Here is a 14,017-nt window from a genome sequence, read left to right as displayed (position 1 = left end):
GCGCAATTATTTTGAGGAGGAAGCGGGATATGGGTGAAACGCCGTGGTATGAGAAGTTTTTCGATGAGGACTATGTTCGCCTCTATGCACCATTTTTGTTGCCGGATAGGACCAGGCAGGATGTGGCGGACATTATCAGGTTGCTGGATCTGCAGCCGGAGAACAGCGTGCTGGATCTGTGCTGCGGCTATGGCCGCCACGCGCTGGAGCTGGCGCGCTACGGCTGCCAGGTGACGGGTCAGGATCTCAGTCCGCGCCTGCTAGAGCAGGCCCGGGCCAGCACCGCCGAGCAGGATCTGCGGATTCGCTGGTTACAGGGCGACATGCGTACCATCCCATTCGAGAATGAATTTGATGTCATCATCAATATGTTTACCTCCTTTGGCTACTTTGACAGCGACGAAGAGGATCAGAAGGTGTTGCAGCAGGTCTACAGGGCGCTGAAGCCGGGTGGTTTTTTCCTGCTGGAAACCATTCACCAGGCCCGCGTCGCCCGCACCAGCGCCCCGCAGGGCATCATCCGTTATCCCGATGGCCTGATCGTGCTTGAGGAGCGCAACCTGGACCTGTTTAGCAGCCATAACAACGTGCGCATCAGCCTGCTCTATCCCGATGGCAGGCGCAATGAACACCAGCAATCCATCCGCGTCTACACGCTCACCGAACTGGCCCGCATGCTGCGCCAGGCCGGGCTCGAACTGACCACGTACTACGGCGGGCTCGACGGCAGCGCACTCACCATTGAAAGCAGATTGGTACTGATCTGCCAGAAACCATGAGGGGCAGACACTGGCTTCTCACCAGTAGCGAGGCCCATCAACCACGCTGACAGGGCGCGTATCCCGACATCACAAAGTCTGCACCTGCAATGGAAAAGCTCTTATCTATAGACTCAAGGTCGCAATTTGCGTTATAATGAGCAGAGCTACCAGAAATTTTCCAACGCTTCCGCCAGATAATGCGGAAAGCACAAAGAGTAGATCCTGATCCCACACGTGCGGCAGCGCACTATTCAACAAGTTACCTATAAGCAACAGCTTCTATGATACATAAATGATAGAACTGCCAGGTGTGAGACCAGGCCCACTCGCGAATCGCGGTAGTAGTATTTATCATACCAAGCCTGATTTATCATTATAAATACATAAGGAAGGTACATAACCGTGCCCTGGTGCAGATTTTTTATTCCGAAGATTGCTTCACCCGGAGTTAAGCCGGGTGATCCTGACTTAAATGAACACATCTCGTATGCCAAGTGCATCAAAGGCCATGTGCTGCGTGATGCCAGCGAATGGGTCCAATGTGAGAACTTACCAGCAGCCGACGCGAAATGCTGGCAAGAGGGTGGTGACACGCTCTTTACCCTGAGTGTTCGCAGGCGCAATGAGGAGCGGGAAGCCACCTCAAACGGTCGGATCCAACAAGAGCCAAAGACGCACGCGAGCAAGTCTTGAGGTTGCATGGGTAAACACACATCACCGCAGACTGCTCTAGCGCAACCGGAGCCAGAACATCTCGCGCGGGTACAGAGCGCGTTACTGTCATGGTACGAGCAGGAGCAGCGTCCCCTGCCCTGGCGCGAGACCACTGATCCATACGCGATCCTGGTTTCGGAGGTCATGCTGCAGCAAACACAGGTTGACCGTGTGCTGCCCAAGTACCAGCAGTTCCTGGCGGCGTTTCCGACCCTGGTCGAGCTGGCAAAGGCCTCTACCGCTGACGTCATCGCCGTCTGGGTGCCGCTTGGATACAACAGGCGCGCCGTGAGCTTACAATCAATCGCGCGCCAGGTGCTGGCAGACTACGATGGGCGCATCCCGGATACCATCGATGAGTTATTGAAGCTGAAAGGGGTCGGCCGTTACACGGCCGGGGCCATCGCCTGTTTCGCCTATCGCAAGCAGGTTGCCACCGTTGACACCAATATTCGCCGTGTTCTGCACCGCGTCTTTCTCGGTCTGGAACATCCAGATCCCAAAGCGAACGATGCCCAGATGCTAGCGCTTGCCGAGCAGGTATTGCCCATGGGGCACGCCTATAACTGGAACCAGGCGCTGATGGATATGGGGGCCACCGTCTGTAGCAGCGGCAATCCCCTGTGTGGAGATTGTCCCCTGCAGCAACAATGCGCGGCCTACGCTGAAATGAGCCAGTACAGTCTCTTCCCTTCAGGGACGGTGCTCCGTCAGCTACGGAAAGTCGCCGAGAAAAAGACCGGGTATCAGGCCAGACCTTTTACCAGCACCAACCGCTATTTCCGGGGACGCATCGTTGATCTACTCCGCTCGACGCCGGCTCGACAGCGTATTCCGCTGACCGCTCTGGGGCCGCAGATCAAGCCAGAGTTTGGTGAGCAGGATCACGACTGGCTACAGAAGATCGTTGAAGGGCTGGTCAGAGATGGCCTGCTCGACGCCAACGAGGAAGGTGTGCGTTTACCTTAAGAGGCCCGGCACATGCCGGGGAAGCCGGGGCAAGCCCCACAAAAAAACCATTTGTATGGAGGAGATAAAGCGTTGCGACTCACAAGCATAAACGATATAACTCGACACTATCGGCATATTTTCCTGGCGCCACATCTAGATGATATCGTCTACTCATGCGGCGGCACACTGGGCGTTCAGGTCAGTTCCGGCCTGCGTCCATTGATCATTACGGCCTTTGCTGGTGGACCCAAGCCAGATCAGCAACTGAGCTCACTGGCCCTACAGGTTGTTCGCGATTGGGGCGCCAGCGATGCCCAGAGCGCGCTACGCGTCATGGAGGAGCGTCGCAAAGAGGATAGCGCCGCCCTCGACTATCTGCAGGCCGACTACCTGTGGCTCGACTATCCGGAGGCCATCTATCGAGGCAAGCCAGGCTACTATACCAGCAAAGAGCAGTTGATGGGCGGCGAGGTACATCCCGATGACCGCGCGCTGGACAGAGAACTGGGCAACATGCTGGTCGAGCTGCGTGACCGCCTGCCCGATACGGTCTGGTATGCCCCGCTGGGCGTCGGCCATCATATCGACCATCAGATCGTCTGCTCGGCGGCCGATCGCCTGGTTCAACGTGGCGCAAAGGTCTATTTCTACGAGGATTTCCCCTATGTGCAGCGCAATCCCGGAGCCCTTGAGAAGCGGCTACAGGAGCTGGGGGGTGCCTTCGAGTACAACCTGGTCGAGATCTCGGAGATGATGCCCATGAAGTTGGAGGCCGCCGACCTGTATCGCTCCCAGATCGACTCGAACTTTGGCAGCCGAGAAGCCATGCACCGGCTCATCGACAACTACGCCAAAAGTATCCGACCGGTTGAGACCATCCGGCTGGAGCGCTACTGGCTCACGCGCTAAACAATAGATTGAAAGAGGGAGAGAGCGACACGTAGAAATACGATGCTCTCTCCACGTTGCGATTAGCATAAGCAGAGAGAAAGCCGGGACGAGCCCGGTACCCACGGGGTGGATGAGGGAAAAGTAGGAGTGAGGATTCATGAAGGGGTTAGAAGGCTCAAAGTTAGGGCGCTACGAACTACGGTTCCGGGTGGCCCAGGGTGGGATGTCTGAAGTCTACCTCGGCTATGATCGCCGCGTCAAACGTTATGTAGCCGTCAAAGTATTGTATGGCAGTGATGAGCCATTTGTACGCCGCTTTGAACGCGAGGCGCGCGCAGTGGGAGCCCTTTCACACGACCATATCTTGCCTCTGTACGATTTTGGGGAGCAGCGCCCCTGGTACTACCTGGTGATGCCTTTTGTAGAGGGTGGCACGCTGCGCGATTATTTACATAAGCGTGAGCGCTTAACGCTGGAGGAGGCCGGGAGCTTCCTGGAACAGATCGCATCAGCCCTGCAGCACGCCCATGAGCACGGGGTCATCCACCGCGACGTCAAGCCGTCCAATATCTTGCTCCGGCTGGACGGACACGCCTACCTGGTCGATTTTGGCCTGGCCAAGGCCAAGATCGAGGCCGAATTTCAGACCCACTCCGGAGCCATGGTCGGCACCCCCGAGTATATGGCCCCCGAACAATCCGATGGACACAACGATTTCCGCAGCGACATCTATTCGCTGGGCATCATCCTGTACCAGATGCTGACCGGGCGCGTCCCCTTCACGGCCGATTCGCCCGTAGGGGTAACGCTCAAACACATTCAGACCCCGCCTGCGCCGCCCAGCCAGATCAACAGTGAGATTCCACCGGCCATCGAAGAGGTGATGCTCAAGGCGCTCGCCAAGGCGCCGGAGGATCGTTTCCAGGAGGCACAGGCGTTCGCGCTGGCCTATAAGGTAGCACTGATCCAGAAGCGCACGCGCGACCTGGGACAGGAGGCGCTGGCCTGCGTCTTCAGCGGCGAACACGAGGTGGCGTACGAGCAGAACAACCAGCAGCAGCACACAGATACCACCATGGCCGCCATCGAGCAGATCACAACCCAGCTCAACATCCCATCCACCAAGCCCCAGCTCTTCCCCCTGGAACGGGACAAATCATCGTTTATCCCCTACACCTCGGAGATGTTCAAAAAAAAGAAGCGCATCAGCCCCGTACATACCGTCGTGCTGGCACTGATCGTGGTTCTGTGCATTACCCTGCCGTTGTTCTTCATGTGGGAGACGCGACCGGCGCCCGCGCCACCCCTGCCCCATCCCACGCCACGGCCAACCGTCCGACTCAAGGCAACGCAGACAGAGCTCGCCCATCTCCACCTCCAGGGCACGCTGGCCGCGCAGGCGCGCATCCAGGCCAGCAGCGGCATCACCAGCGCCATCGGGGCCGGCAAAATCCTCTATTACGATGAGATGAACAGGAAGAGTAGCGGCTGGATCAACGACGGCAGCCAGTGCTACTTCACGCCGCAGGGCTATCACGTACACACGGGCCTCGCCCACGCCGTAGCCTGGTGCTACTCCAATCAGCAGAGCTTCGCCAACGCCGTCATGTCGGTCCAGGTGAAGATGCTCTACGGGGACTTCTGCGGACTGGTCTTCCGCCTCAATCCATATAGCAAGACCTTCTATGTGCTGGAGATCAATAGCTATGGCAGCTACCGCCTCCAACGCGCCATGGGCAATGATCCCGCCCACTGGCTGACCCTGATCGACTGGACCTATACCGGCACCATTCAGCCGGGCTACGGCACCTTCAATACCATTATGGTCGTCGCCTCGCAGGCACGCTTCCAGATCTACATGAATCAACAATTGATCGTTTCCACGTTTACTGATACCACGTACAGCACCGGCCTGCTAGGATTTTTGGTGGGTGGAGATAGCCGCTATGGTACAGAGGCCGTTTTCAGACGCCTGGCCGTCTTCCAGAAATAACTGCAGGCTCGCGGCGTAGGAAATCCCTCCTAAAATCGGAACGAACCGGGGGTGCGATACGTCCCAAATATAGAGAGAAATATACGCGATAAAGAGAGGTTATTGGTGAGCATGGGTGGCGAGAGTCCCGAACGTTCCCAGAAACACGATGTCTACCTTGCCCTGGGCTCTAATCTGGGAGATCGCCAGGCACACCTGCAAGAGGCGTTGCGGCACTTGCGCGAGTTCGTCGATATCCAGCAGGTATCGACCGTCTACGAAACCGAGCCGGTAGGATATCTCGATCAGCCGCGCTTTTTCAATATCGTCTGCCGTGGATATACCAATCTGACGCCACAAGAACTGCTGCGGCGGGCCAAAACGATTGAGCAGCAGCTCGGACGACAGGAAACGATACGCAATGGGCCACGACCGGTCGACATCGATATTCTCTTCTACGACACATTGGTATACACGGAGGAGAACCTGGTTATCCCCCATCCACGCATGCATGAGCGTGCGTTTGTCCTGGTGCCGCTGGCTGAAATCGCGCCGGCCATGCAAGATCCGCGCAGCGGCAAAACAGCGCAAGAGCTTTTACAGGGAATCGCCCGCGATGGCGTAACTGGGACATCTGTCCTGTTGTAGAAAAAGGTCCCCGGCACCCGGGTAGAGAGGAAGGATCGGCGGCAGGAAATCATCAATGGGCATTTCGCCTGGGTCATTTGCCTCTTAACAAGAGGTGGTCGATCATGCTATAATGCGGATACAACTTTTGAATTCAAGTTCTTACGAACCATTTGCGGCACATCGCCGAGAGGTGCAACGACATAAGAAGCACTCGTGGAGGAAGTTCTGTTAGACATCGACATCGACCAGCAAGCAAAGGCAGCCGCGGATATCGCATACGACAAAAAAGCATCTGACGTTCTCTTGCTCGATATTCGAGACGTGAGTGTCATTGCTGACTACTTCGTTATCTGTAGCGCCAGCAACACACGTCAAATCCAGGCCATCGCCGATACCATTGATGAAGATTTAGGAAAACAGGGAGCACAGCTCCTTCATCGTGAGGGGAACGCCGACTCCGGCTGGGTACTCCTCGACTTTGGTAGCATTATTGTACACATCTTCGGACCCAAGGAACGCGAATACTACCGCATTGAGCGCCTTTGGAGCGAAGCAAAAACAGTTGTGTACCTACAATAATAGTTCTTTTTAGAAAAGGTGGCGACGATGACATTTTTTCGTAATCGTTTGTTCTTAGAAGGGATTGCGCTGGGTGGCATTTGCGGCATTATTATTGGCTCCGTCATCGCTTTTACTCTCGGTGAAAGCAGCGTTGAAGCCGTACGCCGCGCCATGCAGGATAAATTCCCCGGCAAACGCGAAGTGCCTTTCAAATATCTCTCGCAATAAGTCACGATTGCAGCGAGTATATCTGGTAAAGAGCGCTTCTGAAAAAATACTTATCTTTCCATGGTCACGTTCTCAATAAGTTTATATATACAATCTGGCATGATGCAACAAGGATCATTCTCTGATTGAACGACATGGTGATGGATGCACTAGTTATGATAAAGGGGTGGAGTTGTGCGGTTGTGGATCATGACTTGTCTTACCTGTCTACTTTTGGGCGTGGCCTCTTTTGTTGCCATATTGCAGCCCGGCCTGCAGGCGGCACACGCCCAGGATTGCGTACCAGAAACACCGGGAACGACTTCCCAGCCCCCTTCATCACAGGGCTCCATTGTCCTCAACGAGGTCGAGCTGGTCCCGCTGTCAGCGTCACTCTCCTGCACCCCATCGACGAGTGTCGTCGACATCGCCAATGCTCCACGCATCGAGCTTTATAACACGTCGGCGCAGGCCATCCAGCTCTCACACGGCAGCATTGATAGTGGCGCGAACACCACCCCCTATTATCTTTCGCCGATCACCATGGCGGCTCACAGCTTCATCGTTATATTCCTACCAACCAATCTGACTCCAGAGATCAGCAAGAACGCGCTGATCCGCCTGCTCAACGGCGAGAACGCGCTCGACCAGGTCAAGCTTCCCGCGCTACAACCGGGCACATCTTACGCCCGCACCAGCGATGGTGGTTCCCACTGGAGCGTCGCCCTCAGTCCCACGCTGGGTATCAGCAATGTGCCACCGCCACCGCAGGTCACGGCAACGGCAAGCATCCCCAAAGCGACCGCCACCCCAAAGGTGCACCGCAGCACACCAACCCCCAGCGCAAAGTCATCCAGCCGCACGCGCAAGTCTACCCTCAAGCCGAGCGGCAGCGACCAGGCCAGCAATCCAACAAAGATCGCCACGAAGCCGCCGAACCAGGGCACATATATCCAGGCAGATTGGAAAGACGTCCACGTCCCCACACCCGAAGACCATCCTGGTACAATAAATAATGTATCGCCATCGCCCGAATCAGGCAGCGCGCCAGCATCCGATGGAGGGAACATCCCGCAAAAAATTATCCTTTCCGTCCTGTTGCTCGCTCTCACTTTAGTAGTATGGCACTGGCGCCGTCTCTTCCGTCGATCGTGATGCGTACTGTATATAGATGAGTAGACAGCGGATCTTGCTACCTGCGAGAGAATACAACCAGGGGGTACTGGTGCCATAGCCTGGCAAAGCTACCTGAAACGAGACATTTGATGATAGCACAGAATTATCTGGAAGATAATGCAGACCCTCCCAACCATCATGCCAAGATTGCCATTATCGGAGGTGGAAGCCTGCATTGTTCCGGCTTTATACAGAACCTGATTCAACATCCCAATACCCTGCGTGGCTGTCAGATTACGTTGATGGATATCGATGAGGAGCGGCTCAACCTGACGTATACGCTGGCCAGCAAGCTCCTGCAGCAGGCGAACACCGGCATACAGATCGAGAAGACGACCAGCCAGGAAGAGGCCATCGAGGATGCCAGCTTTGTGCTGATCACGTTTCGCACTGGCGGGATGCGGGCGCGCGTGATCGATGAGAAACTGCCCCTGCGCCACAATCTGATCGGACAGGATACGGTTGGGGCCGGTGGCTTCTTTTACGCCCTGCGCACGGCGCCCGTCATCGCCGGCATTGCCGCCGAGATCGAGAAGCTGGCGCCCAAAGCCTTCCTGCTCAACTATACCAGCCCCAGCAATATCGTCACTGAGGCTATTTCGCATGCCAGCGGCATTCGTGTCATCGGCATGGAGGACCATCCCTATCCTGAGACTGACCTGATCCTGCAACGCGCGGGCATCGGCGCGGAATCGAAGAAGCGCATCCATCCACGCAAGATCGGTCTTAGCCATGGTAACTGGACCACGGCGATATGGCGCGATGGAGAAAACATCTTACCCGGAGCCATTAAGTGGTACGAGGATTTCGTACAAAACAATCCTACGATAAACGAGGAGAATTATCCCACGGTCCTGCTGGCCCGTCTGGCGACACAGTACGGGGCGATCCCCTCCTACTACATGCATTATTACTATTATCCTGACATCGTGCTGGAGTATCAGCGCCAGCGCAAACAGACGCCAACGGAAAAATTGATCGAGCGCATGCCTGAACTGATCGCGACCTACAAGAAGGAAGCGTCCAATGACCATCCCGACGTGTCACAAATCATGAACTTTCCGGGGGACCTCGGTCTGAGCAGCCGCGCGCTCTCCGTCATGCGCTCGATCCTGAATGACACGGGCGAGGAGTGGGTGCTCAACGTGCCCAATAACGGATCGATCAACTTCCTGGCCGACGACCGCGTGGTGGAGCTGCCCTGTCGCGTTGACGCCCGTGGCGCGACGCCACTGACGCAGAAGGATGGGGGGCTCAGCCTCGACCAGCGCGGGTTGATCGCCGCCCTGGCCGAGTATGAAGGCGCCACCGCGCGTGTCGCCCTGTGGGGCACCCGCAAGGACGCCATCAAGGCCTTGGCCGCCAATCCGCTGGTGTGGTCCTATAGCAAGGCCGAGAAGGTCTACGACGACCTGGCAATGGCCCATAAACAGTATCTGCCGCAGCGGCTGCTCAATTAAGGGAGAGTGTGTTGTCAGACACACTTTTTTCTGGGGTGCGTGATAGCCCCCTCACGGGCGTCCACATGCGCACCTGTGGCAACAACTCACATAAAACTGGGGAGCACCGCGATATGGTATGATCAAAGTATTGGAAGTATCCTCATTGTTGAATACGTTTGCTTATACATAAGATCGTACCGGCCAGCGATGGCTACATACAGTTGCACCGCCGCACTGTCTATTTTATGCGAACTGTTGGACGTTGGGCAGTAGCGGTAGATCCACGAGGATGCGGGGCAATTAAGGAAGGAAAGAGACGAACGATGAGCATTGTAGAACAAACCTCCACAATGAACGCCGAACCGCTCTACGCAAGGATGTCCGAGACCACGAAAGCCGCTGTGGTGCAGGAGCTCCAGCAGACGTTGGGGAAGGCCCATGTGCTCCATACGCCGTATGATGTGGCCCTGTATGAGTATGATGCATCGATCGAGCGCGCGCGGCCAGACATCGTCGTCCTGCCCTCTAGCAATAGCGAGGTAGCCAGGATCGTTAAGATCGCCGGTCGCTACGGTGTGCCGGTGGTGCCACGTGGCGCCGGAACCGGTCTTAGCGGCGGCGCGATCCCCATCTACGGCGGCATCGTGATCGCCTTCGCGCGCATGAATCACATCCTGTCGATAGATTATGACAATCTGTGCGCCGCCGTCGAGCCGGGCGTGGTCAATATTCACCTCAGCCAGGCGCTCAATCCGCATGGCTACGCCTACGTACCAGATCCCAGCAGCCAGCGCTCCTGCACCATCGGCGGTAACGTCGGCGAGAACGCCGGCGGCCCCCATACGCTGATCTATGGCGTCACGACCAACCACGTGGTGGGACTGGAGATCGTCACGCCCGAAGGCGAGATCGTCGAGATCGGCGGCGAGACCAGTGACCTGCCGGGCTACGACCTGACCGGGCTGCTGATCGGCTCCGAGGGCACGCTCTGTATCGTCACGAAGATTATCGTGCGCATCGTGCCGATGGCGGAGGCGGTCAAGACGATGGTCGGCGTCTTCGACACGATGGAGGATGCCTCCAATACCGTCTCCGAGATCATCGCCTCGGGGGTCATCCCGGCGGCCATCGAGATGATGGACCAGATGATCCTGCAGGCCGTCGAGGCCGACACGCACGCGGGCTATCCCATGGATGCTGCAGCGGTACTCTTGATGGAGACCGAGGGGCTGCGCGAAGGCGTTGAGGATCAGCTGGCGCAGATCGTGGCCATCTGCGAAAAGAACCACGCGCGCGTGATCCGCATCGCCGCCGACGAGGCGGAGCGCCAGTTGCTGTGGGCGGGGCGCAAGAACGCCTTTGGCGCCGTCGGGCGCATCAGTCCCGAGTTCTACGTCCAGGATGGCGTGGTGCCGCGCACACAACTGCCGTACGTGCTGAACTGCATCAGCGAGATCTGCCAGCGCTATAACCTGAAGGTTGGCAACGTCTTTCACGCCGGAGATGGGAACCTGCATCCGCTGATCCTTTTCGATAGCCAGGTTGAGGGCGAGGTCGAGCGGGTGCGCATGGCGGGCCATGAGATCCTTGAGATCTGCGCGGCGGTCGGCGGCACGATCACCGGCGAACACGGGGTCGGTCTCGAAAAGCAGGCGGAGATGGCCCTGATCTTTAGCGAAGCGGACCTGCGCATTATGCAGCAGGTGCGCGCCGCATGGAATCCTCAGCAACTCTTTAATCCGGGCAAGCTCTTCCCGCTACCGGGACGGTGCGTGGAACTGCGACAGATCTAGCTTTAAGTACATAGATAGAGGCAGCGCCTTACATCTTATGGGGAGAGAAAGATCATGGTAGAGATAGCGCCATTTGTACCAGCAGTCCAGCAGCAATTTCAGCAGACGCCGATGATATGTGATCCGGGACAATTGCTCGATTACGCGGTCGACGATCGCTTACCCGGCCTCCTCATCCAGCCACAGACGGTCGAGGAGGCGGCACGCGTCGTACGCTTCCTCAATGAGCAGCATCTGCACGTGCTCCCACGCGGCAACGGCACACATATGAATACCGGCGATCGGCCTGAGCACATCGATGTGCTGCTCGAAACAACGGCCCTCAACCGCCTCCTGGAGCACGAGGTGCCCGATCTGACCTGCCAGGTAGAGGCCGGCATCACATTGGGGACCCTGCAGGCCGCGCTCAACGCCAAAGGACAGCGGCTGGCGCTCGATCCGCCCGATGGGGATGCGACGACGATCGGCGGGATACTGGCCACCAATGCCAGCGGTCCCAAACGGCTGCGCTACGGCACCGCCCGGGACCAGTTAATCGGGCTGCGCGTCATCCAGGCCGACGGCGAGATCAGCCGCAGCGGGGGCAAAGTGGTCAAGAACGTGGCCGGCTACGATCTCAACAAGCTCTACATCGGCTCATTTGGAACCCTGGGAATCATCATCGAGGCCAACTTCAAGCTCAATCCGCTGCCACAGGCGGAGCGCACCCTGCTCTTTACCTTCGCGCGCTGCGAAGATGCCATGAGGATGACGCAGGCCCTGCTCAAATCGCCCCTGGCCCCCAGCGCCATCGAGCTGATCGCGCTGCACAGTCCCAAAGATGCCACACCCTTCTTCGATTTCCCGATCCCGGAACAGGGCTACACATTGGCAGTTGACTACGAAAATAGTACAATAGCCATTGCACGCCAGATCGACGAAACGAACAAGATCGCCCAGACCCACCAGGCGTTTCTCAGTCAGGACCTGAAAGGACACGACCAGGAACGCTTCTGGCAGATGGTCAGCCTGCAGATGCTGAGCGCGCTGACCTGTAAAATCAGCGTCCCGATCACGCGGGTCGCGGCCACGCTGCGTCACGTTGAAGAGACGTGCCAGCGCGAACAACTGGTTGCCAACATCGTCGCGCATGCCGGCAACGGCATCCTCTACGTTGAGTTAGGTCCCCATGAAGCCGATACCCACGTCGTCGATGCGATCACCGAGCTGCGCCGTTACGCGCAAACATACAAGGGCAGCCTGGTCCTGGAACGCTGCCCGACACGACTGAAACAACGCCTGAGTGTATGGGGAGAACCCCGAGCAGATTTCTATCTGATGCAACGGCTCAAACAACAATTTGATCCACAGGGATTATTTGTAACAGGGAGATACGTAGGAGGATTGTGAGTACAACTGAAAATTTATGCCTGGTGACCGCGCAACCAGAATTTAGCGAGGCGGCACTGGCCGAGCTACAGACAATGGATCCGAGCCTGAGCATGGAGGATGAGATCGCGCCCGGGATTCTGCTCTGTCGCGTCGAGGACATGGCGCGCTTTGTGACAATCGCCAGTAAGACGCGGCCGGTGTTCGCACGCCACATCGCCCCGGTGCAGACCATCGTGCCACTGCAGAATAGCGAGAACGACCTGGGCGAGATCGCCCTGGCCACAGTGCAATTGCCGGGCTTTGCCCAATTGGAGCGCGGCGTCCACTTCGCGGTGCAGACACGCCTGACGCAGACCGATAAGAGCAGGGGTGAGCGCGCCTACAGCGGCGGCCAGGTCAACAAGGCGCTGGCCGAGGCGCTGGCCGAGGAGACCGCCGCCGTCGAGGATGTCAAAAAGCCACAGGTAATCGTCTCGCTGCTCGCCACCATGGACAAGGGCTATCTCGGTATCTCAACGGCCGAGGAGAATCTCAGCACCTGGCCCGGCGGCGCCCGCCACTATGCCCAGACGGATGAGCAGATCAGCCGCGCAGAGTTCAAGTTACTTGAAGCAATAGAGGTGTTTGGTGTTATACTACCCACAGAGGGGAAAGCGTTAGACCTGGGAGCGGCCCCCGGTGGCTGGACCCGGCTGCTACTGGACGCGGGGCTTGAAGTGGTCGCCGTCGATCCAGCGAAGCTCGATCCACGCCTGGCCGGACGCCAGGGCCTGACGCACTATCGTGGCTATGCCGAAGACTATCTGGAGGAGGCTGTACAGCGCCGCCAGCACTATGATCTGATCGTCAACGACATGCGCATGGACGCCCGCGAGGCGGCGCGGCTGATCAGTAAAGCCGCCGCCTGTCTGGACCCGGAAGAAGGTCTGATGATCAGCGTCTTCAAGCTGCCCCATGCCACCCTTGCCATTGATCCTTTTGTCAATCTTAAAGAGGCACTGAACATACTCAAGCGAAGCTACGCGGTCGTGCAGGCGCATCAGCTCTTCCACAATCGGCAGGAGGTTACCGTAGTAGCGGCCCAGCCGCTGCCGCAAGTCAGAACGCCGCAGTATTCCGGCCGACCGTCGCAAACGCGGAATCAACCAGCGCCGCGAGGATCGCAGGGGCGACCAGAGCACGCCCGGGGACCACAGCAACGCCCATTTCAGTCACGGGGGCCACAGCAAGAGAGGCCGTTCCGCTCGGGAGGCGCGCGGCCGACGCGAACGGAGCAGTCGAGTGGACCACACGGGCCGCGAACGGAGCAGTCGGGTGGACCACGCGGGCCGCGAACGGAGCAGCCGGGTGGACCACGCGGGCCGCGCACGGAGCAGCCGGGTGGACCACGCGGGCCGCGCACGTACCAGCCAGGTGGCACGCAGCGTCAGGGCGATGAACGCCCACGGGGTCCGCACACGCGACCCTATCCGGCGCGTGGGACGCAGCAACGCAGACCATATCAATCTGGCTCGCCACGACCGGAGCGTCACGAGTAAAATAAAAACT

13 protein-coding genes are annotated in these 14,017 nt (G+C 57.9%); all 13 read left to right on the top strand.

All coding sequences use genetic code 11. From position 1 onward, the window contains the following. Positions 1-29: 29 nt before the first annotated feature. The 13 genes from AABA21_RS34220 (at position 30) to AABA21_RS34160 (ending at position 14,007) form a co-directional block, all read left to right on the top strand. Positions 30-779 (top strand): class I SAM-dependent methyltransferase, encoded by a 750-nt coding sequence (locus AABA21_RS34220; RefSeq protein ID WP_338257181.1) that lies wholly within the window; start codon positions 30-32, stop codon positions 777-779. 384 nt (positions 780-1,163) lie between these two features. Then, positions 1,164-1,454 carry a hypothetical protein gene (locus tag AABA21_RS34215; RefSeq protein ID WP_338257179.1) on the top strand — a complete coding sequence of 97 codons (291 nt, stop codon included), beginning with the start codon at positions 1,164-1,166 and terminating at the stop codon, positions 1,452-1,454. A gap of 6 nt (positions 1,455-1,460) precedes the next feature. Next, complete coding sequence (locus tag AABA21_RS34210; RefSeq protein ID WP_338257178.1) at positions 1,461-2,444, top strand: A/G-specific adenine glycosylase; 984 nt, start codon at positions 1,461-1,463, stop codon at positions 2,442-2,444. A gap of 72 nt (positions 2,445-2,516) precedes the next feature. After that, positions 2,517-3,335 carry a PIG-L deacetylase family protein gene (locus AABA21_RS34205; protein WP_338257177.1) on the top strand — a complete coding sequence of 273 codons (819 nt, stop codon included), beginning with the start codon at positions 2,517-2,519 and terminating at the stop codon, positions 3,333-3,335. A gap of 139 nt (positions 3,336-3,474) precedes the next feature. After that, positions 3,475-5,310 (top strand): protein kinase domain-containing protein, encoded by a 1,836-nt coding sequence (locus AABA21_RS34200; protein ID WP_338257176.1) that lies wholly within the window; start codon positions 3,475-3,477, stop codon positions 5,308-5,310. A gap of 111 nt (positions 5,311-5,421) precedes the next feature. Then, complete coding sequence (folK, locus tag AABA21_RS34195; RefSeq protein WP_338258520.1) at positions 5,422-5,937, top strand: 2-amino-4-hydroxy-6-hydroxymethyldihydropteridine diphosphokinase; 516 nt, start codon at positions 5,422-5,424, stop codon at positions 5,935-5,937. A gap of 195 nt (positions 5,938-6,132) precedes the next feature. Next, a complete protein-coding gene (gene rsfS / locus AABA21_RS34190) occupies positions 6,133-6,498 on the top strand; it encodes a ribosome silencing factor (RefSeq protein WP_338257175.1) in 366 nt (121 codons plus the stop codon). Positions 6,499-6,525: 27 nt separating this feature from the next. Next, the gene (locus AABA21_RS34185; protein ID WP_126552569.1) at positions 6,526-6,708 is read left to right on the top strand and encodes a hypothetical protein; all 183 of its coding nucleotides are present in this window, start codon (positions 6,526-6,528) and stop codon (positions 6,706-6,708) included. Positions 6,709-6,882: 174 nt separating this feature from the next. Further along, positions 6,883-7,842 carry a hypothetical protein gene (locus AABA21_RS34180; protein ID WP_338257172.1) on the top strand — a complete coding sequence of 320 codons (960 nt, stop codon included), beginning with the start codon at positions 6,883-6,885 and terminating at the stop codon, positions 7,840-7,842. Positions 7,843-7,952: 110 nt separating this feature from the next. Then, positions 7,953-9,323 carry a family 4 glycosyl hydrolase gene (locus AABA21_RS34175; RefSeq protein ID WP_338257170.1) on the top strand — a complete coding sequence of 457 codons (1,371 nt, stop codon included), beginning with the start codon at positions 7,953-7,955 and terminating at the stop codon, positions 9,321-9,323. 359 nt (positions 9,324-9,682) lie between these two features. Next, positions 9,683-11,098: an FAD-linked oxidase C-terminal domain-containing protein gene (locus tag AABA21_RS34170; RefSeq protein ID WP_420917242.1), complete on the top strand. Its 1,416-nt coding sequence runs from the start codon at positions 9,683-9,685 to the stop codon at positions 11,096-11,098. A 54-nt stretch (positions 11,099-11,152) separates the two neighbouring features. Beyond that, positions 11,153-12,487: an FAD-binding oxidoreductase gene (locus AABA21_RS34165; protein ID WP_338257168.1), complete on the top strand. Its 1,335-nt coding sequence runs from the start codon at positions 11,153-11,155 to the stop codon at positions 12,485-12,487. Next, positions 12,484-14,007: an SAM-dependent methyltransferase gene (locus AABA21_RS34160; protein ID WP_338257166.1), complete on the top strand. Its 1,524-nt coding sequence runs from the start codon at positions 12,484-12,486 to the stop codon at positions 14,005-14,007. The genes AABA21_RS34165 and AABA21_RS34160 overlap by 4 nt, the downstream gene beginning before the upstream one ends. Positions 14,008-14,017: the final 10 nt, after the last annotated feature.

Source organism: Dictyobacter halimunensis (assembly GCF_036245075.1).
This window is presented reverse-complemented; position numbering and strand designations above follow the sequence as displayed.

Bases quoted from the DNA above. Each gene is read 5' to 3' on its own strand.
- AABA21_RS34200 (WP_338257176.1), top strand. From the start codon at position 3,475: ATGAAGGGGTTAGAAGGCTCAAAGTTAGGGCGCTACGAACTACGGTTC.
- AABA21_RS34175 (WP_338257170.1), top strand. From the start codon at position 7,953: ATGATAGCACAGAATTATCTGGAAGATAATGCAGACCCTCCCAACCAT.
- AABA21_RS34210 (WP_338257178.1), top strand. From the start codon at position 1,461: ATGGGTAAACACACATCACCGCAGACTGCTCTAGCGCAACCGGAGCCA.
- AABA21_RS34220 (WP_338257181.1), top strand. From the start codon at position 30: ATGGGTGAAACGCCGTGGTATGAGAAGTTTTTCGATGAGGACTATGTT.
- AABA21_RS34165 (WP_338257168.1), top strand. From the start codon at position 11,153: ATGGTAGAGATAGCGCCATTTGTACCAGCAGTCCAGCAGCAATTTCAG.
- AABA21_RS34170 (WP_420917242.1), top strand. From the start codon at position 9,683: ATGTCCGAGACCACGAAAGCCGCTGTGGTGCAGGAGCTCCAGCAGACG.
- AABA21_RS34185 (WP_126552569.1), top strand. From the start codon at position 6,526: ATGACATTTTTTCGTAATCGTTTGTTCTTAGAAGGGATTGCGCTGGGT.
- folK (WP_338258520.1), top strand. From the start codon at position 5,422: ATGGGTGGCGAGAGTCCCGAACGTTCCCAGAAACACGATGTCTACCTT.